The following is a 26,984-nucleotide window of genomic DNA, read 5'->3' as shown; positions in this document are numbered from 1 at the left end:
TTTTTATTTTTATTTTTTAAGGTGGTGTGTGTGTAGTATTTTTTTGTTTGTTTTATACTATAGTGAATTTTATGTTTTTTTGCAAATTTTTTATCTTTATTATTATTATTATTATATTTATTTGTGTTTATGTATTTTGTGTGTTTTGTTTTATTATATATGATATTTTATTGTGTTTTTTGTATTTTTTATATGATTTGTGTGTGTGTTTTAGATGTGTGTTTGGGTGGTTTTTTTGTGTATTTTTTATTTAATGTTGTTAATGTGTGAGAATATTTTTGTTGTAACAAATATTTTCAGTTTATACTCTATTTATTCACAGTTTATTATCCTAGTTATTCACAATATATAAAACAGAATTTTTCTCTATAGTGATAGCTTGGTATTTTTGATATGATGTGTATGATGATGTTATAATTATCTTAACTAAGTTACTAATTAAGTTTTTAGGTCTGTAGCTCAGACGGTTAGAGCGCACCCCTGATAAGGGTGAGGTCGGTGGTTCAAGTCCACTCAGGCCTATTGTTAACGTTGAATGATAAAAGGTGAAAATTATGCCAATTCGGGTATTAGACGAGTTGCCTTCGGTGGGTTTATTGCGTGGGGAAAATATTTTTGTTATGAAACAATCGCACGTCAATATTGAAATTAATTATGAACATGATGCAGTTATTAAAATTTTGATTTTAAATTTAATGCCGAAAAAAATTGAAACTGAAAACCAGTTTCTTAGATTGTTATCAAATTTTCCTTTACAGATAGATATTCAGTTATTATGTATTAACCATCGTAATTCTAAGCATACTCCAATTGAGCATATACAAACTTTTTATTGTAGTTTTATGGATATTTGTGACGCACAATTCGATGGTTTAATTGTTACAGGTGCTCCGTTAGGATTGGTTGATTTTTGTGATATTGTTTTTTGGTCTGAAATAAAAACTATTTTTTTGTGGGCGTTAGAACACGTAACAACATCGTTGTTTATTTGTTGGGCTGCTCAAGCGGCGTTATATGTATTATATGATTTACCTAAAGTTACTAGAAAAGAAAAGTTAATGGGTGTTTATTTGCATAAAACATTAAATGTTCATGCTTTATTGACACGAGGTTTTGATGGTTATTTTTATGTTCCTCATTCTCGTTACAGTGATTTTTCTGCTGAAGTTATTCGTCGGTTTACAGATTTAGAAGTTTTAGTTGAATCTGATATAGCAGGGGCGTATTTGTTTACTAGTCACGATAAGCGTTTAGTGTTTATTACAGGACATCCAGAATATGATTTATTGACTTTGGCACAAGAGTATTATCGTGATTTAAAGAATGGATTAAGAGTGGTTGTGCCTGAAAATTATTTTCCAGAAAACAATCCCAATTTGCTTCCATTAATGAATTGGCGTAGTCACGGATATTTATTGTTTTCTAATTGGTTAAATTATTATGTATATCAGAAGGTCCCTTATGATATAAGGGACGGCGTTAAATAAATAATTTATAAATTTTTTTTTGTTTTTATTATTTTTTAAATTGTTTTTTTAGTGGTATTTATCTTGCTGTTTTTTTACATTTATTTTATCTTGCTGTTTTTTTACATTTATTTTATCATATTTTTTTATTATAGTTGTTTTGTGGATGCTGAATTAAATAAATTATTATTAAGAATTATCCGTGTTTTCTTTAAGTTAATAAGGTAATTTGTTTGTGATATTTAATTATCATTACTAATAATTAAATTATGAGTTATATTATATACGATATTTATGTAATTTGTAATTTTATAATTTAGTGTGTCATAGTATAGCAGGTAGTAAGTAAATTAATTACATAATTTTAAATTAAAGTACTGTTTTGAGTGTGTTTATAATTTTGTATTATTTGTTTTTTATTTTTTTGTGTAATTAATTCGTATCAAATGTTGAAGAATAGTTATATTTTTAGAAATATATTATAATTTTTAATTAATAAAATTTTTAGTGTATTGAATTGTTTGATTTGGGGTTTGTGTGTTATGAAGGATATTAATCCTACTACTACTACAGCGTGGAAGGAATTACAGAGTCATTTTGATAATATAAAAGATATTCGTATGATTGATTTGTTTAATCAGGACAAGGATCGTTTTTCTAACTTTTCCGGTGTTTTTAATGATGAAATTTTAATTGATTATTCTAAAAATCGTCTTACTCAAGAGACGCTTATGAAACTTTTTGCTTTAGCTGAAGAATGTGATTTAAGGAGTGCTATTGTTGCTATGTTTCATGGGGTGAAGATTAATCGTACCGAAAATCGAGCAGTGTTGCATATTGCTTTGCGTAATAAATGTAATATACCAATTTTTGTTGATGGCCATGATGTGATGCCTGATATTCATTTGATGTTATTTAAAATGAAAACGTTTTCTGAAAGCATTATTTCTGGTGCATGGAAAGGATTTACTGGAAAATCTATTACTGATGTAGTGAATATTGGTATTGGGGGTTCTAATTTAGGGCCTTATATGGTTACTGAAGCTTTAAAGGCTTATAAGAATCATTTGAGGATGCATTTTGTTTCTAATATTGATGGCACTCATATTATGGAAACATTAAAGTCTGTGAATGTAGAGACTACATTATTTTTAATAGTCTCTAAAACTTTTCTTACTCAAGAGACTATGACTAATGCATTTACTGCTCGTTTGTGGTTTATGGAATTTGCAAAAAATGAACAATATATATCAAAACATTTTATTGCATTGTCTTCAAATTTCACAGAAGTTGGAAAATTTGGTATTAGTATTGATAATATTTTTGAAGTTTGGGATTGGGTAGGTGGTCGATATTCTTTGTGGTCTGCTGTTGGTTTATCGATTGTGCTGTCTGTGGGGTTTGAGTGTTTTGAGCAACTGCTGCTTGGAGCTCATGATATGGATCAACATTTTTATCATATGCCTTTTGAAAAAAATTTTCCTGTTATTCTTGCTTTGATTGGAATTTGGTATAATAATTTTTTTTGTGTAGAGACTGAAGCTATTTTACCATATGATCAATATATGCATCGTTTCGCTGCATATTTTCAACAGGGTAACATGGAATCTAATGGAAAATCTATTGATCGTTGTGGTAATTTAGTTACTTATGAAACAGGACCTATTGTATGGGGTGAGGTGGGTACAAATGGTCAACATGCTTTTTATCAGTTGATTCATCAAGGTACTAAGATGGTTCCTTGTGATTTTATTGCGCCAGTTGTTAGTCATAACCCTATTTATGATCATCATGTTAAGTTGTTATCAAATTTTTTTGCGCAAACTAAAGCATTAGCTTTTGGTGAATTGTGTGATAATGTTAAAGTACATCAATCATTTAAGTTTTTAGATTTTTCGGATGGTGTTGTTAAAGGATTTAATGCGAAATATGCTACCCCACATAAAATATGTATGGGCAATCGTCCTAGTAATTCTATTTTAGTGCGTAAATTTACTCCTTATACTTTGGGTGCATTGATTGCTTTGTATGAACACAAAATTTTTACTCAGGGTGTGATATTTAATATTTACACATTCGATCAGTGGGGGGTGGAGTTAGGGAAGCGATGTTCCGATATTATTCTACAAGAATTAAAGAGTAATCATATGGTATATATGCATGATAGTTCTACTAATGGTTTGATAAATTGTTATAAGGATTGGCGTGATTAATGTTTTATATTTTATGATGTTTACATATTTTTTTATTGCTTGTGGTTATTATCTGGACGTGTATCCTGGATGTGGGAGATTGACAGGTTATACACGTTATATACATTGGTATTATATTCAAATTTATTAGGTTAGTGTATGGTTGTTTTTTTTATTTTTAAATTTTATCAGTTATTTTTGAGTAATAGTTTTTTGATATTTGAATTTAATTGAGTTATTTATTTTGAAATAACTAATTGGATTAGGAATAATTAGTTTTTTATATTCTAATATTATTTGGGTATACTTAATCTAATATAAATTTGGTATGAGATTTTTCCAGTAGTTTTTTTTTATGTAATTGCCAATGTTTGGGAATAATTTTTATAATATTATTGTTATTGATTTTTGAGTTTTCTATGTAAATCCAAGCGTTTTTGGTGAGATATTGAAATTTTTCCAATAGTTGTATAGTGCTCAGTATATAGCACCATTTTTCGAATGGTGGATCTAAAAAAATAATATTGTATTGATTTTTTTTATTTGTGGGGTTAGCTAACCACGTGTTGCTGTTTGTATGTATAATTGTAGCTTGTTTTTGTGCATTTAAGAGTTGTATTGTTTGGTACAATTTGTTACTAATTTTTTTGTTTTTTTCTAAAAATGTTACTGTATTAGCATTTCTAGATAGTGCTTCTAATCCTAGTGCTCCACTGCCGGCAAAACAATCTAAACATTTAGATTCATTTATTACTGGTATTAGCCAGTTGAATAGCGTTTCTCGTATTTGATTCGTAGTGGGTCTTAATGAGTGGTGTTGCGTTATGTTGATTTTTTTTCCTTTCCATCTTCCTCCAATGATGCGTATTTTTCCTTTTTTATTTTGTTTTGTATGATGATTTTTGTTTATGGTGGCAGCGAATTTCATTGTAAGTAAGTTAAATATTTTAGTAAGGCTAGGAGATTAATTTGGAGTATAATAATGAAATTTCATAATGAAGTGTATATTTTTTTAAATTTGATGATTTAAAGATATATTTTTCTGATATTTATTTTTTATAGTTTTCTAATAATTTGTTACAATTATTCATTTCGTGGTTAATTTTGAAAATTGTGGAGTCATTGTAGTGTACAACAATAAAATATTATTTACTAAGTTAAAGAATAGTTTAGTGAATACTCGAAAGAAATTAGGAGATAGTTTATTTACATTGTTTCATGGTGCTAAAAAAATTGATGATACTCTACTAAGTCAATTAGAAGATCAGTTATTAATTGCTGATGTTGGTGTGCATACGGCTAAGAAGATTATTACTTCTTTATCGTATCGTTGTTCTTCTGCATCGAATTTACTTGTTGATCGAGATGTTTATTTTATTTTACGTGAAGAAATGTCAAAGATATTATCTGTTATTGATCATTCATTAATGATACTTGAAAAAAAAAGACCATTTGTCATTTTAGTGGTTGGTGTTAATGGTGTTGGTAAGACAAGTGTAATTGGGAAGTTAGCATATCATTATCGTTGTGAGGGGAGAAGTGTAGTTCTTGGTGCAGCTGATACTTTTCGAGCTGCAGCAGTTGAGCAGCTTAAAATATTAGGTGCTGAAAGTGGTGTTTGTGTGATATCGCATAATTGTGGTAGTGATCCTGCTTCAGTTGTTTATGATGCTTTTCAATTTGCTAAATCAAAGTACATAGATGTTTTAATTATAGATACTGCTGGTAGATTGCAAAATAAAAGCCATTTAATGGCTGAATTAAAAAAAATTGTTCGAGTTATTAAAAAGTTTGATATTAATTCTCCTGATGAGATTATGATTGTTTTGGATTCTACAATTGGTCAAAATTCTGTTAATCAAGTATTGTTATTTAATGAGTGTATTGGAATTACAGGTATTGTTATGAGTAAGTTAGATGGTACTTCTAAAGGTGGTGTTTTATTTTCTATTGTTGATCGATTTAATATTCCTATTAGATATGTATCTTGTGGAAAATTGATTTCTGATTTACATTGTTTTAGTGTTAATGATTTTGTTGAATCTATTTTTAATTAGTTTTTTAATATATACTGGATAATATGGATAATGTAATTATTGAAGTAATATTATTCGATCGTGTTTCGGTTGTGTTATGTAGTGTTTATTTATTATAAACATTAATCATTATCTGTTTTATAAATATTAGTATTTGTTATTGCAATGGGGTGATATTTTATCTGCATTGGTTTTAATTTTTTTTTAGATATTGGTTTTTTTAATACAGCCTTTTTTAATATAGATGTTTTTATTGTTGTATGTAAAAAATTTTTATCGGGTATTATTTGTAAATAGTAAGCGTTTAAATTATATTTTAATGTGTTATGTCTGAGTTGTAGTTTTATTATTGTTTATAATGGTTGTATTAAATTAAATTAAAGATTGATAATTATCGTTGGTATAATTGTGTTTTATTTGTATAGTGTTGTTATACAGTTGTTGTGTTGTTAATGTGTGAAATACTTGTTATAATTAATGCATGTGTTATCAATATATGTGCTGTATTTTGTTCAGTTAGTAATTTTGTTGCTGTATTAGTGATTTAGTTAGTGTTGCAGATATGATGGTATGATTAAATGTATTAAGGAATTTCTCAGGATGATTCGAAATATGAATAGTTTAACTTTATTGCCTCAAGGAACTTTAGATGGTTATATTAGAAATGCTAATATGTATTCTATGTTGACAGCGGAGGAGGAGCGAGAGTTAGCTGAACAACTGTATTATCATGGTGATCTAGAGGCAGCTAAACGGTTGATTTTATCTCACTTACGTTTTGTTATTCATATTGCTCGTACTTATTCAGGTTATGGTTTGTCACAAGCGGATTTAGTTCAGGAAGGAAATATTGGTTTGATGAAGGCTGTTCGGAGATTTAATCCTGAATTAAATGTTCGTTTAGTTTCTTTTGCTGTACATTGGATTAAAGCTGAAATTCATGAATATGTATTGCGAAATTGGCGAATTGTGAAAGTGGCTACTACAAAGGCACAAAGAAAGCTTTTTTTTAATTTAAGAAAGACGAAAAAACGTTTGGGTTGGTTTAATCCTGGTGAGGTTGATTTAGTTGCTAAAGAATTAAGCGTTAGTAGTAAAGATGTGCGTGAAATGGAATCACGAATGTCTGCGCGTGATATGGTATTTGAGTCACCTTTGGATGACGAATATCGTGATGGTGTCTCTATTTTATATTTTTTGCAGGATAAATACGATATAGCGTTTGAGTATGAAGAAAGATGGGATGTGAATATTACTGAGAAAATAGGTCGAGCTTTAGAGTTTTTGGATGAACGTAGTCGTCATATTATTCGTTCTCGTTGGTTAGATTTAGATACTAAAAGTACTTTGCAAGAATTAGCTAATCAATATGGTATTTCTGCTGAACGTGTTCGTCAATTAGAAAGGAATGCTATGAGAAAGATGCGATCAGTGATTGAGTCAAAAAAATGTATATGTTAATGTGTGTTTAGTAGTGTTTTTTGTGTTATATAATTATAGTTATAATGAGTTAATTGTTTTTATTGTTTAGTGTTAGGTTGTTTGATATCTTTTTTGTATTTTTTTGTAATATTAATAGATAGGTGTTGATTGGTAATATACAATTTAATATTGTGTTGTTAAAAAAAATTATTGTTAAAAAAATAGATAATATATAGATGACAGATGTATTATTTTATATTTTGTGTTTATTTGTGAATATGATTTTTTTGAAAAAATATAGGTGATGATTTAATAATTTAGGTAGTTATTGATTGTTCTTGATATTGGTGGTTTTGTTTGTTTTGTTAACATTAGTAAGTAGTAGTAAATAGTATGTTATTTTGATTTCGTTATAATTGATTAAAGATTTAAGTAGTATATAAAATACATTATTTTGGAGAAGATCATGCTTGTTTTGAGTCATATATTAGGTTTTCCTCGGATTGGTTTAAGGCGTGAGTTAAAGCAAGCGTTAGAGAAGTATTGGAGTAGAAAAATTAATAAAAGTGAATTGTTTTCTGTTGGTCGCGAACTTAGGATTCGTCATTGGCGTCAACAGCGGGATTCTGGTATTGATTTTGTTTCAGTAGGGGATTTTGCATGGTATGATCATGTTTTAAATACTAGTTTGATGTTAGATAATATTCCTGATAGGTTTCGTGTTAATCATAGCGGTCATGAAAGAAAGAGAAATAGCAGTAATTGTGTTGATGTTGATACATTATTTCATGTTGCACGCGGTGCAACAGTGAATATTAGTGAGAAAAGCATCATAGCATCTGAGATGAAAAAGTGGTTTAACACTAATTATCATTATATTGTGCCCGAATTTATTTATGGACAAACTTTTCGATTAGCTTGGATGCAGTTGTTTGATGAAGTAGATGAGGCATTGTCTTTAGGTCATAAAGTTAAAGTAATTTTGTTAGGACCTATGAGTTACCTTTGGCTAGGAAAAATGCGTAATAATACATCACATAATACATCACATAGTAGATTGTCTTTATTGCCAGAGTTGTTATTAATCTATCGGCAGATATTAAAAATGTTATCTGAAAAGGGTGTAATTTGGGTGCAAATTGATGAACCAATACTTGTATTGGAGTTGAGTGAAAGATGGTGTGAAGCATTTTTTGATGCTTACAGGGCTATGCACGGTTTTACAAAGTTGTTACTAACAACTTATTTTGGTAGTATTCATCATCATATGAATTTTATTTCAAATCTTTTAGTAGATGGTTTACATGTTGATTTAGTGTCTGGAAATGATGATTTGAATGTTCTTCATGCAGGGTTACCGGAAGATTGGGTATTATCGGTGGGTGTCATTAATGGTCGTAATATTTGGCGTGCTAATTTAAGTTTTTGGTGTAATAGGTTATTCCCATTTTTAGGAAAACGTGTTATTTGGGTCGGTTCTTCTTGTTCTTTATTGCATGTTCCAGTAGATCTTGATGCGGAAATTTTATTAGATAGTTCATTAAAGAAGAAATTTGCTTTCGCTATTCAAAAATGTAATGAATTAAGAGGTTTATGTAATATTTTGAACAATGCTGTTGTGAGCAATGATTTATGCACTGACAATATTGTATCAGAAAATAGGTTAAACATTAATTTAGCAACTGCTGTAAAAAAAGAACATAAAAAACATGTTGATGAGCAAATAAATTCTGATTATCTTTCTCGTTCGAATTATACATATCGTATGCAGTGTCAACGTTCTAGGTTTAATTTACCATTATGTCCTGTTACGACTATTGGTTCATTTCCCCAAACTGCCAAAATTCGTTCAGCTCGTTTAAATTTTAGGATTGGTAATTTAGATCAAGAGTCTTATGATATTATTATGAAACAGTATATTAAAGATATTATTTTAGCACAAGAGGAGTTGGGTTTAGATGTTTTTGTTCATGGTGAGCCAGAGCGTAATGATATGGTAGAGTATTTTGGAGAGCATTTAAATGGATTTTTGTTGACGCATAACGGGTGGATACAGAGCTATGGATCGCGTTGTGTAAAACCGCCAATAATATTTGATGATGTTACACGTTCTGGACCGATCACTGTAAAATGGATTACTTATGCTCAATCTTTAACTAATAAGCCAGTAAAAGGGATATTAACTGGTCCTGTGACAATTTTATGTTGGTCGTTCCCTCGTGAAGATGTGACTCAAGAGGTTTTGGTCTCGCAGATTGCTTCAGCGATACGTGATGAGGTGTGTGATTTAGAGAAATGTGGTATTGGTATTATTCAAATTGATGAACCTGCTTTGCGAGAAGGATTACCTTTGAAAAAATCATGTTGGAAAAATTATTTAGCATGGGCAGTACGGTCTTTTAAGTTTATTACGTCTGTTGTGAGTGATGATGTTCAGGTGCACACTCATATGTGTTATGCTGAATTTGATGACATAATAGATTCTATTGTAGCTATGGATGTAGATGTTTTGAGCATTGAATCATCTCGGATGAGTGTAAAATCATTGGAAATATTAAAGAAATATCGGTATAATGCAATTGGTCCTGGTGTTTATGATATTCACTCGCCTAATGTTCCTTCTAAAGAAGTTATTTTGAATCGTTTAGAAGAACTTATTGAGTATATTGAAATAACTCGTTTATGGGTGAATCCTGATTGTGGTTTGAAAACTCGATCTTGGATAGAGATCAAGCAGTCGTTATTTAATATTGTAGGTGCAGTAAGGGAGTTTCGTGTTAAAAATCAGTAATAGATAAAATAGTTATTAATAATTTTGTTTTATTATTGGAATTTTTATGAGATATATTATATAATACGGTTTGTATATTTTATTATTTAGGGTAAAGAGGTACTATAGTTGATCGGTTGGTATAAAAGAGTGTTTGCGGTTTTTGTAATACAAAGTGGTGTAATTGTCTTGTTGTTTAAATTTTAGAGTGTTGTTTTGGTTGTTTTGAGTGGTTTATATGTTGATTTATTATCAGTGTTATGATAAATTAAAGTTTAGTATTATTATTTGATTTTTATTATTTTATGTTATTAACTACTGGTCATGTTTTTCATTTACGTTTAAATTCTTCTGATTTGCGGGGAGCTAAGGTTGCAATTCTTCCTGGTGATCCGGCAAGAGTTGAAAAGATTTCTTTGTTGATGAAAAACCCAGTCCATTTAGTGACTCACCGTGAATTCGTTGTGTGGTATGCTGAAGTTGATGAGCATGCTGTAGTTATTTGTTCTACTGGTATTGGTGGCCCCTCCACATCTATTGTGGTGGAAGAGTTGTCACAGTTAGGTGTCCGTGTTTTTTTTCGGGTGGGAACTACTGGGGCTATTCAAGAGCATATTAATATAGGTGATTTATTGATTATTGAAGGGGCTGTTCGTTATGATGGGGCTAGTTGTCATTTTGCGCCAATAGAATTTCCAGCAGTTTCTGATTTTTATTGTAATACAGCCTTAGTAAAAGCTGTTGAACAGCTTGGTATGAAATACCATATTGGTGTCACTATGTCTTCAGATACATTTTATCCCGGACAGGAAAGAATTGATACTTATTCTCAACGTGTCATTAGATATTTACGGGGATCCATGGAAGAATGGAAAAATATTGCTGTTATGAGTTATGAAATGGAATCTTCAACCTTATTAACTATGTGTAAAACACAGGGTTTACATGCTGGTGTTGTGTTGGGAGTCATTGTAAATCGTTTTCAAAAAGAAACCCCGAATATATCGGTGATTAGCGGAGTGGAAAGCTGTGCAATTCTAACTGTATTAGAAGCAGTTCGTTATTTTTACAATAGTTATAGTCATTTACTTATTACATCATAGTGTAAGTTCATATTTATTAGAATATTTTATTATTTCATTAATAAGGTATTATATTTATGATTTTTTGGTTGTTTTTGGGTGGTTTCGGTGGTGTAGTGTGTGGTATATTGTGCAGTTTTTTGTGGTTTTTTGTTAGATTTAAAGAGCAAAAGCTTGAATGGTTAAAGCAGCGTGTTGGTTATGAACATACATTTCAGTCGCTTGTGAAAGATTTAGATAGAGAATTGAGTGTACGCAAGGATGTTGAGCAACGATTACGAAGTGATGAAGAAATTTTAAAAAAATTATATGCTAAGATAGCTGTATATGAAGAACAGATATCTGTTTTGTTGTGTTATCGTCAAAAACATGATGTAGCTATTGATGAGCTCCGTGTCCAGCGAGAGGTGAATGTTGTTCGTGAGTTTGAAATTAAGCAGATGATGTTGCGTTTAGAGGAAAAAAATCTTGAAATATTAGAAAAGGAGAAGTTTTTTTTTAATTTTGAACAACAGTTTTCTCTTAAATTTGAAAATTTAGTTAATTGTGTTTTTGAATACAATAATAAAAAAATAAATATACAGAACAAATCAAGTCTTGATAAGTTATTATTGCCTTTAAAATTACAATTAGATGGATTTAGTCAGGAGATAAAAAATAAATTTTCTCAAGAAGAATGTGAGAGACATACCTTGTTGCATGAAATTAATAATTTAAAAGGTCTTAGCCAAAGAATGGCTGAAGAAACTATTAATTTGACTCGTGCTTTAAAAGGTAATAATAAATTACAAGGAAATTGGGGTGAGGTAGTTTTAAGTAGAGTTTTAGAGTCGTCTGGTATGCGAGAAGGATATGAATTTCATACTCAGGCTAATTTTTCAACAGATAATGGACGTCGTTTGCAACCCGACGTTATTGTGCATCTTCCTGATAACAAGGATGTGATAATTGATGCCAAAACTTCGTTATTGAGTTATGAACAATATTTCAATGCAAAAAGTGCTGATGAGCGAAAGATAGCGTTGACTAATTATATTAGTTCATTACGTTCTCATATGAAATTATTATCGAAAAAAGATTATCAGTCTTTATATTCTACTGTCCAAACCTTGGATTATGTTTTGATGTTTATACCTATTGAATCTGCTTTTATGATTGCATTAAGTCAAGAATCGGCATTATTAACTGAAGCAATGGAATATAATATTATTTTAGTGAGTCCAACTACATTGCTTGTGGCTTTACGTATTATTAACCATTTATGGCGTCATGAATATCAAAATCGTCATACTAAAGAAATCGCTGAAAGAGCATCTCGTTTATATGATAAATTTCGGTTGTTTATTGATGACATTAATAAACTTGGACAATATCTTGATAAGGTTCAAGATAGTTATCAATTAGCAAAAAATAAATTATTTGAAGGTTCTGGAAATTTAATTAGTCAGGCTGAAAGATTTCGTTTATTTGGTGTTAAGATTAAGCGTCCTATTGTGCTTAATAATAGAAAGGAATCTTCTAGTAATTTATCATGTTGTTCAATAGATGAAACGCATGATGTTTCTTCTAAGACTAATTAAATTAGTAATAGTATATATAGATAATATATATACAGTTAGTACTTGGGTATGGATAGGATAGGTTGCTGTTGGGTATTGGATTTATATTTATTGGTGTATATTATTGATATGTTGTGTGGTTTTGAGTTTTTGATTATTGTATATATTTTGTTGTAATTTAGATTCCATTGCTTGTTATTTTTTTAGTATGAAAAAACGGAAAAAAGGTTATTTTGGATTTCGTGAAGTATACAATGATGAAAAAAAACATTTAGTAAATAATCTATTTCATATTGTATCAAAAAGGTATGACATCATGAATGATGTCATGTCATTTGGCATTCATAGGTTGTGGAAAAATTTTTTGGTGAAATATAGTGGAGTGCGATCTGGTTATAAAGTATTAGATGTTGCGGGTGGCACTGGGGATTTAACTATTAAATTTTCCCGTTTAGTTGGTAAGGATGGTATAGTTGTTTTATTAGATTTTAATGATTCTATGATAACGATTGCTCGTAAGAAATTACGGGATCTTGGAATTGTTGATAATGTTTATTATGTACAAGCTGATGCAGAATATTTACCTTTTTTAGATAACGTTTTTGATTGTGTGTCTATTTCTTTTGGTTTGCGTAATTTAGCAGAGAAGGAGTTATCTTTATCTTCTATGTATAGAGTTCTTAAACCTGGTGGTAGACTATTAGTATTGGATTTTTCTCAACCTGTATGTAATTTTGTAGATGAGATTTATGATTTTTATTCTTTTTGTGTTATACCTTATCTTGGTCAGTTAATTGTTCGTGATTTTGATAGTTATCGATATCTTGTTGAATCTATTCGGATGCATCCTGATCAAAAACATTTATTAAATATGATTTCTGAAGCAGGTTTTAAGAATGTTGAATATTTTAATATGTTTTTTGGGATTACAGTATTGCATCGTGGTTATAAATAAGATTGTGGTAATTATAATAGAATATTTTATTAGTTAAATAGCATGGTAGTCTTTAGTGGTATTATACGTTATTAAGTATTAATATTAAAATATGAATATGTTGAGATTTATGTGTAAATGTTTTAATAATATGATTATTCAATTTATTAATTTATGAGTACGTTTGGCATTTTGCAAATGATATATTTTCTAGTATTGTAATAGTATCAGGTGATTTGATTGTTTTATTTATTCGTCATATTATTACTTCTGTGTAATTAAATTGTATATTTTTTATAAACAGATATAAAAAATATAAGTGTGGATTTTATTGTTTTTATTGAATATTGTTGTTTTTTTAATTCAAAAAAGCGATAGGAATAAAGAAACATACGAATTATTATTTATTGCAATATCAAAAGAATTGGAGGTTAATCCAATGATTTTTAGTGAATGTTATCGTTTGTATTATATTATTCGTGTTATATTAAATTATGGGTTAGTGGAGTTTATTCCGGAAAATAAGTTTTTTTTTCCTATAAGATTGTTTGTTCGTGTAATATTTCAGATATTGAATAAGCATCCTCAATTAATATTGGAAGAGAGATTACGTTTAGCTCTTCAAGAGCTTGGGCCGATTTGGATAAAATTTGGTCAAATGCTTTCTACTCGTCGTGATATATGTAGTGATTCTATTGTTGATCAATTAAAAATTCTGCAAGATCGTGTAGAACCTTTTGATGGTTTGCTTGCTAAGCAACATATTGAACGTGCTATAGGTCATTCATTAGATGTATATTTTTATGATTTTGAGCAAAATCCATTGGCTTCAGCATCTATTTCTCAGGTGCATACTGCTAGATTGAGGAAAAATAATAAAGAGGTGATTATTAAGGTAATTCGTCCTAATATTTTGTCAGTTATTCAGTTAGATATTCAATTAATGTATAGGTTAATTGTTATACTTCCAAAATTTTTATTAGGTAGAAGGAAGCTACAATTTATAGAAATTATTTCAGAATATAAAAAAACTCTTATGTGTGAGCTTGATTTATTGCGTGAAAGTGTTAATACCATCCAGTTGCGTCGTAATTTTCATGAAAGTGCTATTTTATATATTCCTAAAGTGTATACGGATTATTGTAGTAAAGAAGTGCTTGTTATGGAGCGTGTTTATGGAATACCTGTAAGTGATTTACACTCTTTAGAGAAGCAGGGTGTAAATATGAAATTATTAGCGGAGCGTGGAGTTGATATTTTTCTTACTCAGGTGTTTCGAGATAGTTTTTTTCATGCTGATATGCATCCTGGTAATGTTTTTGTAAGTTATGAACATCCTGATGATCCGCAGTATATTGGCATTGATTGTGGTCTTGTGGGGTCATTAAATAAAAAAGATAAGTATTATTTAGCAGAAAATTTTATTGCTTTTCTTAATCGTGATTATCGAAAAATAGCTGAGTTACATCTTGATTCTGGTTGGATACCGTTGAATACAAATATTGAAGATTTTGAATTTGCTATTCGTATGGTATTTGAACCAATTTTTGAAAAACCGTTGGAGGATATTTCATGTAGTCAGGTTTTGTTAAGTTTGTTTAGTACTGCTAGACGATTTAATATGGATGCACAGCCGCAGTTAATGTTATTACAGAAAGCATTATTTTATGTGGAAGGCATGGTAAGATATTTGTATCCCAAGTTAGATTTTTGGAAGACTGTTCGTCCGTTTATAGAAAAATGGGTTAAAGATCAAATTAGTTGTTTAATGGTTTTTCGGTGTTTGCGGGAAAAGTCGCCTGTTTATTTTAGTAAGTTACCAGAATTAGTAGATTTAACGTATGATGTTTGTAAGCAAGGTCGATTTTTAAATCAGACAATACATAATTTGATATTGCATATTAATTTAAATCGTGTTAAACAAGGGCATGCACGATTTTTATTTGGAATTGGTGCTATTTTTGTTTTTATTGGTATTTTGTTGTTTATTAAAGATGAAAGCATGATGTTGTTTTCATTTTTTTTAGTATTAATAGGAATAATAACTTGGATCATTGGTTGGAATCAAACTATATAATATATTTTATTTATATGTTTGATATCACAGAATGCATATTCTATATGTTACTTTGTTAAAGATATTTTTGTTATTTTTTGTGTTTATTTTTATGGTATAAATATTAATGTTTAATGTTTGTTATATAGTATTTAAGTATATTAATTCTGGTTGCCATTATTTCAATGGTTTGCTATTTGATTTTATGAGTTTGATATTACAGAACTGATTAAATTTATGAAATATCGTAGTTTGCGTGATTTTCTTGCTATTTTGGAAGCAGGTAATGATTTAAAAAAAGTTACTATTTCTATTAGTCCTTATTTAGAAATGACGGAAATTTCTGATCGTACTTTACGAATAAGCGGGCCAGCTTTATTGTTTATGAAACCGACTGGTTATTCTATGCCTGTTTTATGTAATTTGTTTGGTACTTCCAATAGAGTGTTGCTTGGTATGGGTACAAATGATATGGCTTCGTTGCGCGATATAGGGAAATTATTGGCCTTTTTGCGTGCGCCTGATCCTCCTCATGGTTTTCGTGATTTTTTATATAATAAGATACCGCAATTTCGACATATTTTCCATATGCCTACCAAAAGGTTAAATATAGGCTCGTGTCAAGAACAAGTTTTTTTTGATAAAGAAGTGGATTTAACAAAATTCCCGATTATGCATTGTTGGCCTGGTGATATTTCCCCATTAATTACATGGGGATTAGTGGTAACTCGAGGTCCTAAGAAAAAAAGACAAAATCTTGGTATTTATCGTCAGCAAGTTATTGATAAAAATAAAACTATTATTAGATGGTTATCGCATCGTGGCGGCGCATTAGATTTTCAAGAATGGTGTAGATCGAGTTTAGGAAATAATAAATTTCCGGTTAGTGTAGTTTTAGGTGCGGATCCTGCTACATTGCTCAGTGCTGTTGTACCAGTGCCGGATACGATATCAGAATATGCATTATCAGGTTTATTTCGTGGATGTAAAACTGAGGTAGTTAAATGTGTTTCCTGTGATTTAGAAGTTCCAGCACATGCTGAAATTGTTTTAGAGGGATATCTTGAACGGGACAAAATGGCTATGGAAGGTCCTTTTGGTGATCATACAGGATATTATAATTCTGTAGATTCTTTTCCAATATTTACTATTACGCATGTTACAAAAAGAATGGATGCTATTTATCATTCGACTTATACAGGCAGGCCTCCAGATGAACCAGCTATACTTGCTATGGTTATGAATGAAATTTTTATTCCCATTTTACAAAAGCAGTTTCCAGAAATTGTAGATTTTTATTTACCTCCTGAAGCTTGTTCATACAGATTAGCTATAGTTGTCATGAATAAAAAATATCTTGGTCATGCTCGGCAGATTCTTTTTGGTGTTTGGTCTTTTTTGCGGCAATTCATGTATATTAAATATATTATTATATGTGATAATGATATTGATGCACGTAATTGGAAAGATGTAATATGGGCGATAACTACTCGTGTGGATCCGGTGCGTGATGTTATTATTATTGAGAATACCCCGGTGGATTCTTTAGATTTTTCTACTCAAATTTCTGGTTTGGGTTCTAAAATGGGTATAGATGCGACGAATAAATGGATGGGTGAAACAACTAGGGATTGGGGGGTTCCTGTTAAGATGGATGATAAAACTAAGATTTATATTGATACTATTTGGGAGATGTTAGATATTATGAACAAATAGTTATATTGTTTTTTAAGTGTGGTGTTTTGTGAAATCTTTATTTATTATGATGGTCAGTATTATGTTTTTAACTCATGTTTTTGGGACCGAGTTTTATGAAGGGCAGCAATATATTTCTTTGGAAAAATCAGTGCACAATGTTCCTCAGTTATTAGAGTTTTTTTCTTTTTATTGTCCTCATTGTTATCAGTTTGAAGAAGTATATCATATTTCAAAAAATATAAATAAAACGTTGCCGAAAGGTATTAATATTGTGAAGTATCATGTTGATTTTTTGGGTGAATTAGGAAAAGAGTTTACTCAGGCGTGGGCAGTTGCAGTGGTTTTAGGTATAGAAGATAAAATGAGTGCTGCAATGTTTTCTGAATTACATAAGCAGGCTATTCATACTATACGGGATATTCGTTTATTATTTATTAAGTTTGGTGTTACTGATGAAGAGTATGATGTGTTATGGAATAGTGTGCAGGTTAAATCATTAGTTCTTAAGCAACGGCAAGCGGTATCTAATTTTCAGTTACATGGAGTGCCTGCGATTTTTGTGAATGGGAAGTATATGATTAGAAGTGATGGATTAGATACGTCGTCCATGGATGCTTATATTAGAGAATGTTCTGAGGTAATACGTGTGTTAATTTTTAAGATAATAAGTTGATGTTGTCAATGATGTTGGTATATATATTAGATAGTATTTTTGTTGTTTTGTAATAATTTTTGTAGAACATGTATATATAATTATTAAATTGCAGTTATTGTTGCATGATATTTAATTATTGTTGTAATTTTTTATGTAAATAATTTTTTTAATGGTTTTTTTAGATAAGTAATTTGTCTTTATATGGGGAATATACTATGGTTTGTATTGTGGATATATATATGATTAATTTTTTGTTTAAGGTTTAAAAGTGTTTTGTTTATTTTGAATGATATTGTAAGAATTAAATTTTAGTGAGTATCTGTGTCATTATGGGAAAAGATTTAGTGATTTTAGTAGATGGTTCTTATTATGTTTATAGTGTGTATTATGCATTTCCTAGTTTATTTAATAGTTCAGGTGAACCGACGGGAGTGATATATGGTGTTGTTAGTATATTAAGAAATGTGTTCATTAAGTATAAGCCTAAGTATATGATAATTGTTTTTGATGCTCCTGGTCGTACATTTCGGGATGATTTATTTCAGGATTATAAGTTATATAGAAAATCTATGCCGTTAGATCTATCTGTACAACTTCCTGTGGTATATAAAATAATTCAAGCTATAGGTTTTCCGGTTATAGTTGTTCCCAGAGTAGAAGCAGATGATGTTATTGGCACTTTAACGGTGTTGTTTTCTCATAACTGTCAGAATAGTTATATTTATATATTTAGTGGTGATAAAGATATGATGCAGTTGGTAACGTCTAATGTTTTTGTGATGAACACCAGAGTTGATACCTTGTTTACTTGTCAGGAAGTTAGAAAAAAATTTGGGGTATCTCCAAGTATGATGATTGATTATTTGTCATTATTAGGTGATCATTCTGATAATATTCCAGGTGTTCCTGGGATAGGAATAGTGACAACTAAATTTTTGTTACAACATTTTGGGGGTATTGATGTTATATATCAGAATTTGGAGATGATTCCTTTATTAGTTGGATTAAGAGGCGCAAAGTCAATATTTTTGAGATTAGAAAAATATCGTGATTTGGCGTTTTTATCGTATGAGTTAGTTACTATTAAACAAGATGTGTTGTTAGGTATATCATCGTGTGATGATTTATCTATAAAGTCTTTAGATATTGAAGTTTTAATGTCTTTTTTTGAACGATATGAATTTAAGCGTTGGTTAAGTGATTTGAGTACAGGAAAATGGTTGTAAAAAAGTTTAAATCATGGAGTGTTTTTATTGATATGTATGTACAATATATATGAGATTATAATTATAAATCATGTTATATTTGTGCAGTATTAGATCATGATTATTGTTGTTATGTATTTTAAGATGCATTTTTTGAATATATAATAATAATTGTAATATGTATCGTGGAATAGTAATGATAGTAGGAACGGTATTTCAAAATAACATTTGTATATATTGTATATTTTTTATGGTTTACTTTTTTTTATTTTTTTTTGAAAATTTTTTATAGTATTTTGAATTTATTAAATATTTAGTGTAATTATAGAAATTATAAACAAGCATTGTTATTATAATTTTTTTTGTAGTTATTGTTTTTTTTATTGCAGCACCAATTTTTAATAATGTATCGTAACTTATTTATTCCTTTTGCTGTACGTGATGAAAATATTAAAATTTGTGTATTTTGTGAATTGATTGTTTTTGAGATTTCTTGTAATTGTATAGATGATGAATGATCTGTGATTTTATCTGATTTATTTAATAATAAAAGTGTAGGGGTATTGTTTTGGTTGTTTTGTTGTACAATAGCTCTGTCTGTCTGGTTAATGGATCGACGTATGTCTATTAGAAGAATTACACCAATTAGGTTTTTTCGTTTTTTTAAGTATTGATTAATAGTGTTTTCCCATGTTGTTTTTATTGTTTTTTGTGTTTTAGCGTATCCATATCCAGGAAAATCTATAAATCTAATTTTTAATGTTGGTATTTCAAATAAGTTAATTAATTTTGTGCATCCAGGTTTTTTGCTTGTTTTTGTTAATTTTTGATTAGTTAGTATGTTGATTGTGCTTGATTTTCCACTATTAGATCGTCCCATAAAGGCGATTTCAGTTATGTGATCATTTGGGAGCTGGTTAATATTTGGAGCACTTAATAGATAATTTATTATGTGATTCGTATATTTCTTCATAACAGGTAAAAAACTATTTTTACATGAGATAACAATATTTATTTATCTATAAATTTTATATGTTGAACATGTTTTTTATAGATTATTTTCTGTTAATTTGATGATATTTTTATTATTTTTACTTTATAAATGTATATTTGTATTATATTATATATATTATATTATATAAATATATTTTATATAATAGTGTTATGATAAAGTGTATAGAGCTTATTTTTTTTGTTATTGGGATTTAATTTTACAATTAAAAATAAGCTCATTTATTGTTTATTATTATGTAGGGTGTGTTATTTTTTGTTTTTTATATACTATAATAAAGTTCAAATTCTACGGGATGCGGGGTTGTGCACACTTGAATGTTTTCTTCATTTTTCAATTTAATATAGGCTTGAATGCTATCGTAAGTGAATACGTTTCCTCGAGTTAAAAATTGATAATCATTGTTTAGTGAGCATAGTGCTTCTTCAAGTGAGTGTGCCATTTTTGGGATTATTTTAATTTCTTCTTGTGTTAAAGAGTATAAATTTTTATCCATAGCTTTTCCGGGTGTAATTTTATTTATAATACCATCTAATCCTGCCATTAATAAAGCTGAAAATGCTAGATATGGATTTGCAGCAGGATCAGGAAATCTAACTTCAATTCTTGTGGATTTTGGGTGAGTAATTGTTGGAATCCGAATTGCGCTAGATCGGTTGTATGCAGAATAAGTTAATAACACTGGTGCTTCATATCCTGGAATTAATCGTTTGTATGAGTTTGTTGTTGGATTTGTTATTGCATTAAGTGATTTAGCGTGTTTAAGAATTCCACCAATATAAAATAATGCTGTTTCGGATAAATTTGCATATTTATTTCCAGCGAATATATTATTTTTATTTTTTAGTAGTGAAATATGACAATGCATACCAGATCCATTATCATTTATAATGGGTTTTGGCATAAATGTTGCTGTTTTATTAAAATTATGTGCTACATTATGTACGACATATTTATATATTTGTATTTCGTCAGCTTTTTTTGTTAATGTATTGTATTGTGTAGCTATTTCGTTTTGTCCGACGTGTGCTACTTCGTGATGGTGTGCTTCTACGTTTAATCCCATTTTTTCCATAATCACAGACATGGTAGATCGTAAGTTATGTGAGGAATCTACTGGAGGTACTGGTGCATAACCATGTTTTATGTTCGGTCTGTGTCCTTTGTTGCCATTGGGGTAAATTTTATCGTTATTCCAGGTGGCTTCGATATCATCAATAAATACTTTTCCACCAGAGATATCTGTTTTAAAATAAATATTATCAAATAAAAAAAATTCAGGTTCTGGGCCGAAAAATACATCGTCAGCTATTTTTGAGTGTTTTAGGAATTTTTCTGCTTGTTTAGCTATTGATCGAGGGTCTCGATTATAATTTTTCATTGTTGTAGGTTCAAGGATATCACATCGTAGGATTATAGTTTTTTCTGTGTAAAATGGATCTATTATAAAATTGTTACTATCGGGCATTAAAATCATATCCGATTCATGGATATTTTTCCATCCATGAAGAGATGAGCCGTCAAAAATTTTTCCATTGTGGAATAAAGTGTCGTTCACTTGTTGAGATGGAATTGTGATATGTTGTTCTTTTCCTTTTGTATCTGTGAACCGTAAGTCAACAAATTTTATTTTTTGTTCATTGATAGCATGTAAAATTTCGTTGATGTTAGATGTCATTTGTTGATCCTTAAAAATGTGATTATAATTTGTCATGATAATAATAAAATATAGTAATATTTTATAATTGGGCAAGTTGTATTTTTATTTAGTGATTTTATTATATGTGTACGTGTTTGTTAGGTAGTGAGTAGTGATTATATACAATATACATGCATGATGTATATTATATATTTTAAATTATGTGATATTGTAATATAATTCCTTTTTTGTTTTCTATTTTGTATATTGGTGTAATATGGGTTTTAATGGATGTTTTTTATATTTTTTTATTTTTTTCAATATATATTATTTAGTTTTAGTATTATGTGTTTAGAAATATCATTTAAAATTTACTATATACTGTTTATTATTATATTAAAAATGTTTCATGTTTTGTAAATTAGATTAGCACTATGATGGTTTTTTAGTGATTATTTTTTATATTTGACATTAGAATGTAATATTTTGCGATATATTTTACATTGTTCAAAATTATTATGTATTAAAAATGTAATTTTTTAGTTAAAAATTGAGATATTGAGAGTTTTAAATTTCAGTTATTGAATAAATTTTCGTGCCATTGTTTTAAACATGGTTTTTGATGTATGTAACGTAATTTTTCGGAAATAATGATAGATTGTAAGTGTAGTAGTGCTGTGTTTTCATTATCGTTAATGATTATATAGTCGTATTTTTTGTAGTGTTGTATTTCATTTTTTGCTGTTTCGATTCGTTTTGAAATGTTGTTCTCTGAATCTTCTGCTCGTTTGTATAAACGTTTTTTGAGTTCTTGCATTGATGGTGGTAGTAAGAATATGCTTATAACGTTTGGTATTTTTTTTTTAATTTGTTTTGCTCCTTGCCAATTGATATCAAGTATGATATCAATTCCTAATTGTAATATAGGGTGTATTTTTTTTTTGGAAGTTCCATAATAATGGCCGAATATTTTTGCATACTCGTAAAAAATATTTTTGGATATCATTTTTTTAAATTTTTTTATTGTTATAAAATGATAATGTATGCCGTTAGTTTCTGTAGGTCGTATATTTCGTGTTGTATAAGAAATTGAGTGTGTAATATTGTATAATGTTGATTTTTTTTGAATAATTTTTTTTATTAGAGTAGATTTTCCTGTTCCACTTGGTGCTGAAATTATATACAAAGTACCTTGTTTCATATAAAAAGTTTTGTTGTTAAAAAAAATTATATAGTGTAAATATTTAATATTGTTGAGTATAAAGTAAAGAATATGAATTGAAAAAATCCGTCAGTAAAATGTTATGCTGCATTTTCAATGTGTAGATAATTTAGATATATATTCAGTATCGATAATCGATATATTTCTGGTTATTATAGATAAATTTTTTACTGAGGATTTTTTCATAATTATAACGTACATAATCGATTATATGATTATATATTATTTATTTTTTTATTAATGTTATTTATTACTAGTATTATATTAATATACTATAATTATATTAAATTATTCATGTTAGGATGTTATCCTTGTTGAGATTCAATTAAATTACATACCTTATTAAAATTTTCGAGTTGTGCATCAGACAATGGTGAAAATATGCGATTGAGTATCGTTTTGTGTGTTTCTTTAGCAATTTCTAATCTGTCTTGGCCTTTTTCTGTGATATATACATATTTTACTCTTCGATCGCTTGCACTTTGTTGTCTTTGTAACATTTCTTCTTTTTCTAATGCATCAAGTACTGTTACTACAGTACGTGATGAAAATCCCATGTAATTTTTAATATCAGTAGCGCTAGTTTTTCCCGTAGTGATGAGGTGTAAAATTTTCATTTTTGACATCGATAATCCTTCGTTAATTAGTTGTCCATTTATTTCTTTACGAAGTCGATGATAAATTCGTGATATAGATTCTACCACATTGGAAATATTTTTTGATCTATTCATGATTAATTTTCTCTATATAATGATAACTTACTATATTATTTAATGTAAGAGTATAAATTACTTTTAGTTAAAGTTAATTTTATGGTTTTTTTACATATACATAAATATAAATATACATAAATAACATAATATACAGCGTACTTTTTTATGTAGTACTTTATAACTATGTACTTTATAATTTATTGAAAATGAAGTGATAGTATCATTTTTTATGTTATTTGTTTATTAATATTAATATATGTATTTTAAAATGTTTTTTAAGTTAATTTATTAGTGTATATTAATTTAGTTTTTTTGTGTCCTCCAGTATATTTTTTGATTATATTTTACTTAAAATGTAAGTGAATTAAATTTTATAAGATTATTTTTGTTAATTAGTCATATTTTCAAATGTTACTTTTAGTAAAATTTTTTATATTTAAATATATAAAATAAATTTTTATATTTTGTGATTTTTTGTTGTTTAATTTTAAATAGAATTTATTTATCCTAATATTAAATTTAGTGAATTATAAATATGTAATGTACATAATAAACATAATAAATTTGTGTTGGTGTTGGGTATTTTTTTGGTTTTTAGTATTTAATTAATATTAAAGTATTTTATTTTATTATTGAAAAATAATTATTTATATTGTTTGTTAATCGTGTAAATATATTAAAATTCAAAATAATAAATATAATTTTTTTATAAATTATTATAAAATATTAATTTTTATATCGATATTTTCTATAAAAATAAATTTTAAATACTGAAAGTCTTAGTATTATATAATGATTTGTGAAATTCAAGTTTTATTTTATTTTATAGTATATTATTTCATTCGATATTTTGTATTTGTTCACGTATTTGATCGATAAGTATTTTTATTTCAATACTGGATTGTATGATTTTGATATTTGTAGATTTTGCTGATATTGTATTGGTTTCTTTATATAGTTCTTGCATAATAAAATCTAATTTTCGTCCGATAACTTGTTCTGATAAAAGTGTAGAAATGGTATTTTTGATATGTATTTCTATTCGATCTATTTCTTCTGCGATATCTATTCGTTGTGTGTAAAGAAGTATTTCTTCTTCAAATCGTTTGTTATCTATTGTTATATTTATATCTGTTATTTTTTTTAAGATTTTTTGTTTTTGATATAATATTGAATTTGGAAGTTCTTTTTTAATATTATTTATTTCAGTTTGTATTTTAGATAATTTATGTTCAATTATTGGTTTCAAAGCTGAACCTTCAAGTTCACGGAGTGTAATAAGTTTGCATAATGCTGTCTTACATGACCCAATTATTATTGGGTAATTAATTTCATTATTTATTTTTTTGTGAATAATTACTCCTGGCCAAGATAAAATTTTGATTGGGTCTATTTTATTGATATTTTTTTTATAGTGTATTTTTTTTATTGATTCTATTAAATTTTTAATTAGTGTGTTATTTAAATTGATTGTATTTTGTTCATTTTCATAGTATGTGTAAATATGCAATTTGCATTCTATTCGTCCTCGGGTGATATTAGGAGTATTGATAATTAATGTTCTTATTTTAGTTTCAAGATTTCGAAAGTGTTCTGGTAAGTATATGTGAATTTCCAGATAACGCTGATTGACAGAGCGTATTTCCCAACTGCCAGTGAAATTTTCATGTTGTATTTCTTCTTTTATAAATGCTGTCATACTACGAATCATAGATAATATTTCCTACATGAAGAACTTATAATGGTATATTTATTAGTGAATTATTGTGTATATATGGCATATATATGAAAGATGTTAAGGTAAAAAATAATTCTATTTGTTCGGTTATTTTTATATTTTTTGTATTACAATGCAACATTCATTATTAGTGTGTTATCACAATAAAATAATACATTATTATTACTATTGGTTAATTGATTGATGAAAAGTTTTATTTTTTTAATATTTTCCAGAGCTTCCAAATCCGTTGGAAGCTCTATTTGTTATTTGTTGAAAAGATGTAACAATGTTAAATTTAACTTGAATAATTGGTATGAATATTAATTGTGCTATCCTTTCATTTGGATTGATATAAGTGATCTTTTTACTTCTATTTAGTATAGATATCATTAGTGGTCCTTGATAATCTGAATCAATTACACCTATTGAATTTCCTAGTATGATTCCATGTTTATGTGCTAACCCTGATCTTGGTAAAATCATAGCAGTTATATTTATATCAGCAATATAGATAGCTAATCCAGTGGAGATGAGATATGTTTTTCCTGGTAATATTTTTAGGGGAAAGTGCAAATAAGCACGTAGATCTAATCCGGCGGAACCTTTTGTACTATATTTTGGTAATGGGAATTGTTTTCCTATACGTTTATCAAAAATCTTTATATCAATTGTTTTTTGCATAGTGTGTTATATTATGTAGTTTTTTTTGAAGTCATGAGATAATTTATATTTTATAATAATATATATTTTATTTTATAATAACATCTATAAATATATAATGTTATGTCTACAATTAAATTATGTCTATAATATAATAATAGTCTATTGACGATATCATAATTCTATTGATGATATCATAATAATAATATTTGTGTATTATGAAATTTTTGTATTTCTATGGAATGTTGCAGCAATTATAATGATTTAGATATAAATGTGTATGGCTTTATTTTTTACTATATAATAAAAGTTGATTTTTTACAACTAGGATTAAATGAGTTGCGTATGTAATTCGTAATATTTTAAAGATTTTAATATAATATTGTGGGTGTATTATGTTGGGTGAAAATGATATTTGTTAGATAAATTTATTTTATGTGTTTAATTTTTGTGTGTTTAATTTTAATTGTTGATTGGGTTTTTAGTAGTTGTTTGTTATAATGTGTTTGCATTTTATATTTAAGAGTGTTTATGTTATGTTTGCGATTATAATTAACATTGTTAGGACAGTTAGTTTAGTGATGATTTATTTTGTGGTTGATGTTTAGTGTTAGGTTTTATTGTTTTAGTATATTATGATTGATGTATGGGGTGAATGAGTTATGTCTCGTGTTTGTCAAGTTACTGGAAAGCGTCCTTTATTTGGTAATCGTCGTTCACATGCGATGAATGCTACGAAGCGTCGATTTTATCCAAATTTGCATATTCGGCGATTTTGGGTGGAAAAGGAAAACAGGTTTATTAAATTGCGTGTTTCTACTAAGGGGATACGTATGATTGATAAGAAAGGTATTAATCATTTTTTTTCTGTTTTTCGTCGTTGTAAAAAAAACAGTAATGTGTAATTTTTGTTAAATTTCAGGTAATAATATTTAATGATAGC

The 26,984-nt window shown here is 28.2% G+C and carries 20 protein-coding genes and 1 tRNA gene; 14 read left to right on the top strand and 7 right to left on the bottom strand.

Annotated elements, in window-relative coordinates; genetic code table 11:
• Positions 1–448 precede the first annotated feature (448 nt).
• From BTURN675_RS03155 to pgi, 3 genes are all read left to right on the top strand, one after another.
• A tRNA-Ile gene (locus BTURN675_RS03155) sits at positions 449–522 on the top strand.
• Between the two features lie 32 nt (positions 523–554).
• On the top strand, positions 555–1,487 hold the full coding sequence (locus BTURN675_RS03150; RefSeq protein ID WP_046289058.1) for a homoserine O-succinyltransferase: 933 nt from the start codon (positions 555–557) through the stop codon (positions 1,485–1,487).
• A gap of 521 nt (positions 1,488–2,008) precedes the next feature.
• Positions 2,009–3,679: a glucose-6-phosphate isomerase gene (pgi, locus tag BTURN675_RS03145; protein ID WP_046289057.1), complete on the top strand. Its 1,671-nt coding sequence runs from the start codon at positions 2,009–2,011 to the stop codon at positions 3,677–3,679.
• A gap of 286 nt (positions 3,680–3,965) precedes the next feature.
• Here the strand turns inward: pgi and rsmD are convergent, their stop codons facing one another.
• Positions 3,966–4,586: a 16S rRNA (guanine(966)-N(2))-methyltransferase RsmD gene (rsmD, locus tag BTURN675_RS03140; RefSeq protein WP_245592132.1), complete on the bottom strand. Its 621-nt coding sequence runs from the start codon at positions 4,584–4,586 to the stop codon at positions 3,966–3,968.
• A 199-nt stretch (positions 4,587–4,785) separates the two neighbouring features.
• Here rsmD and ftsY point away from each other — a divergent pair, with 199 nt between their 5' ends.
• From ftsY to BTURN675_RS03090, 10 genes are all read left to right on the top strand, one after another.
• Positions 4,786–5,715, top strand: coding sequence for a signal recognition particle-docking protein FtsY (ftsY, locus tag BTURN675_RS03135; protein WP_216697867.1), 930 nt, complete (start codon positions 4,786–4,788; stop codon positions 5,713–5,715).
• Between the two features lie 579 nt (positions 5,716–6,294).
• Positions 6,295–7,155: an RNA polymerase sigma factor RpoH gene (gene rpoH / locus BTURN675_RS03130; protein WP_046289056.1), complete on the top strand. Its 861-nt coding sequence runs from the start codon at positions 6,295–6,297 to the stop codon at positions 7,153–7,155.
• 427 nt (positions 7,156–7,582) lie between these two features.
• Positions 7,583–9,907: a 5-methyltetrahydropteroyltriglutamate--homocysteine S-methyltransferase gene (metE, locus tag BTURN675_RS03125; RefSeq protein WP_046289055.1), complete on the top strand. Its 2,325-nt coding sequence runs from the start codon at positions 7,583–7,585 to the stop codon at positions 9,905–9,907.
• A 284-nt stretch (positions 9,908–10,191) separates the two neighbouring features.
• The gene (gene udp / locus BTURN675_RS03120; protein ID WP_046289054.1) at positions 10,192–10,989 is read left to right on the top strand and encodes a uridine phosphorylase; all 798 of its coding nucleotides are present in this window, start codon (positions 10,192–10,194) and stop codon (positions 10,987–10,989) included.
• 56 nt (positions 10,990–11,045) lie between these two features.
• A complete protein-coding gene (rmuC, locus tag BTURN675_RS03115; RefSeq protein WP_046289053.1) occupies positions 11,046–12,548 on the top strand; it encodes a DNA recombination protein RmuC in 1,503 nt (500 codons plus the stop codon).
• Between the two features lie 187 nt (positions 12,549–12,735).
• Entirely contained in the window at positions 12,736–13,482 is a 747-nt protein-coding gene (gene ubiE, locus BTURN675_RS03110; RefSeq protein ID WP_046289151.1) for a bifunctional demethylmenaquinone methyltransferase/2-methoxy-6-polyprenyl-1,4-benzoquinol methylase UbiE, read from the top strand.
• Positions 13,483–13,900: 418 nt separating this feature from the next.
• Positions 13,901–15,538 (top strand): ubiquinone biosynthesis regulatory protein kinase UbiB, encoded by a 1,638-nt coding sequence (gene ubiB, locus BTURN675_RS03105; protein ID WP_046289150.1) that lies wholly within the window; start codon positions 13,901–13,903, stop codon positions 15,536–15,538.
• Positions 15,539–15,754: 216 nt separating this feature from the next.
• Positions 15,755–17,233, top strand: coding sequence for a 4-hydroxy-3-polyprenylbenzoate decarboxylase (ubiD, locus tag BTURN675_RS03100; RefSeq protein ID WP_046289052.1), 1,479 nt, complete (start codon positions 15,755–15,757; stop codon positions 17,231–17,233).
• A gap of 28 nt (positions 17,234–17,261) precedes the next feature.
• Complete coding sequence (dsbA, locus tag BTURN675_RS03095; RefSeq protein WP_046289051.1) at positions 17,262–17,888, top strand: thiol:disulfide interchange protein DsbA; 627 nt, start codon at positions 17,262–17,264, stop codon at positions 17,886–17,888.
• 311 nt (positions 17,889–18,199) lie between these two features.
• A complete protein-coding gene (locus tag BTURN675_RS03090) occupies positions 18,200–19,096 on the top strand; it encodes a 5'-3' exonuclease (RefSeq protein ID WP_046289050.1) in 897 nt (298 codons plus the stop codon).
• Between the two features lie 310 nt (positions 19,097–19,406).
• Here the strand turns inward: BTURN675_RS03090 and yihA are convergent, their stop codons facing one another.
• The 6 genes from yihA to dut form a co-directional block, all read right to left on the bottom strand.
• Complete coding sequence (gene yihA, locus BTURN675_RS03085; protein WP_046289049.1) at positions 19,407–20,048, bottom strand: ribosome biogenesis GTP-binding protein YihA/YsxC; 642 nt, start codon at positions 20,046–20,048, stop codon at positions 19,407–19,409.
• 301 nt (positions 20,049–20,349) lie between these two features.
• Positions 20,350–21,765: a type I glutamate--ammonia ligase gene (gene glnA, locus BTURN675_RS03080; protein WP_046289149.1), complete on the bottom strand. Its 1,416-nt coding sequence runs from the start codon at positions 21,763–21,765 to the stop codon at positions 20,350–20,352.
• Positions 21,766–22,300: 535 nt separating this feature from the next.
• Positions 22,301–22,927, bottom strand: coding sequence for a guanylate kinase (gene gmk, locus BTURN675_RS03075; protein ID WP_046289048.1), 627 nt, complete (start codon positions 22,925–22,927; stop codon positions 22,301–22,303).
• Positions 22,928–23,253: 326 nt separating this feature from the next.
• Positions 23,254–23,679: a MarR family winged helix-turn-helix transcriptional regulator gene (locus BTURN675_RS03070; protein WP_046289047.1), complete on the bottom strand. Its 426-nt coding sequence runs from the start codon at positions 23,677–23,679 to the stop codon at positions 23,254–23,256.
• Positions 23,680–24,499: 820 nt separating this feature from the next.
• Positions 24,500–25,372 carry a YicC/YloC family endoribonuclease gene (locus BTURN675_RS03065; RefSeq protein WP_046289046.1) on the bottom strand — a complete coding sequence of 291 codons (873 nt, stop codon included), beginning with the start codon at positions 25,370–25,372 and terminating at the stop codon, positions 24,500–24,502.
• A gap of 228 nt (positions 25,373–25,600) precedes the next feature.
• Positions 25,601–26,062 carry a dUTP diphosphatase gene (gene dut, locus BTURN675_RS03060; protein WP_046289045.1) on the bottom strand — a complete coding sequence of 154 codons (462 nt, stop codon included), beginning with the start codon at positions 26,060–26,062 and terminating at the stop codon, positions 25,601–25,603.
• A gap of 641 nt (positions 26,063–26,703) precedes the next feature.
• Between dut and rpmB the strand changes: the two genes are divergently transcribed.
• Positions 26,704–26,946, top strand: a complete 243-nt coding sequence (gene rpmB / locus BTURN675_RS03055; RefSeq protein ID WP_046289044.1) for a 50S ribosomal protein L28 — start codon at positions 26,704–26,706, stop codon at positions 26,944–26,946.
• Positions 26,947–26,984: the final 38 nt, after the last annotated feature.

Source organism: Blochmannia endosymbiont of Polyrhachis (Hedomyrma) turneri (assembly GCF_000973505.1).
Classification (GTDB): Bacteria; Pseudomonadota; Gammaproteobacteria; order Enterobacterales; family Enterobacteriaceae; genus Blochmanniella.
The sequence above is the reverse complement of the archived record's forward strand: the minus strand, read 5'-3'. Positions and strand labels throughout refer to the sequence as shown.

Coding starts and splice junctions, on each gene's coding strand:
- rsmD (WP_245592132.1), bottom strand. CDS start 4,586: ATGAAATTCGCTGCCACCATAAACAAAAATCATCATACAAAACAAAAT.
- ubiD (WP_046289052.1), top strand. CDS start 15,755: ATGAAATATCGTAGTTTGCGTGATTTTCTTGCTATTTTGGAAGCAGGT.
- glnA (WP_046289149.1), bottom strand. CDS start 21,765: ATGACATCTAACATCAACGAAATTTTACATGCTATCAATGAACAAAAA.
- gmk (WP_046289048.1), bottom strand. CDS start 22,927: ATGAAACAAGGTACTTTGTATATAATTTCAGCACCAAGTGGAACAGGA.
- ubiB (WP_046289150.1), top strand. CDS start 13,901: ATGATTTTTAGTGAATGTTATCGTTTGTATTATATTATTCGTGTTATA.
- udp (WP_046289054.1), top strand. CDS start 10,192: ATGTTATTAACTACTGGTCATGTTTTTCATTTACGTTTAAATTCTTCT.
- yihA (WP_046289049.1), bottom strand. CDS start 20,048: ATGAAGAAATATACGAATCACATAATAAATTATCTATTAAGTGCTCCA.
- rpmB (WP_046289044.1), top strand. CDS start 26,704: ATGTCTCGTGTTTGTCAAGTTACTGGAAAGCGTCCTTTATTTGGTAAT.
- pgi (WP_046289057.1), top strand. CDS start 2,009: ATGAAGGATATTAATCCTACTACTACTACAGCGTGGAAGGAATTACAG.
- BTURN675_RS03070 (WP_046289047.1), bottom strand. CDS start 23,679: ATGAATAGATCAAAAAATATTTCCAATGTGGTAGAATCTATATCACGA.
- rpoH (WP_046289056.1), top strand. CDS start 6,295: ATGATTCGAAATATGAATAGTTTAACTTTATTGCCTCAAGGAACTTTA.
- BTURN675_RS03065 (WP_046289046.1), bottom strand. CDS start 25,372: ATGATTCGTAGTATGACAGCATTTATAAAAGAAGAAATACAACATGAA.
- rmuC (WP_046289053.1), top strand. CDS start 11,046: ATGATTTTTTGGTTGTTTTTGGGTGGTTTCGGTGGTGTAGTGTGTGGT.
- ubiE (WP_046289151.1), top strand. CDS start 12,736: ATGAAAAAACGGAAAAAAGGTTATTTTGGATTTCGTGAAGTATACAAT.
- dut (WP_046289045.1), bottom strand. CDS start 26,062: ATGCAAAAAACAATTGATATAAAGATTTTTGATAAACGTATAGGAAAA.
- BTURN675_RS03150 (WP_046289058.1), top strand. CDS start 555: ATGCCAATTCGGGTATTAGACGAGTTGCCTTCGGTGGGTTTATTGCGT.
- metE (WP_046289055.1), top strand. CDS start 7,583: ATGCTTGTTTTGAGTCATATATTAGGTTTTCCTCGGATTGGTTTAAGG.
- BTURN675_RS03090 (WP_046289050.1), top strand. CDS start 18,200: ATGGGAAAAGATTTAGTGATTTTAGTAGATGGTTCTTATTATGTTTAT.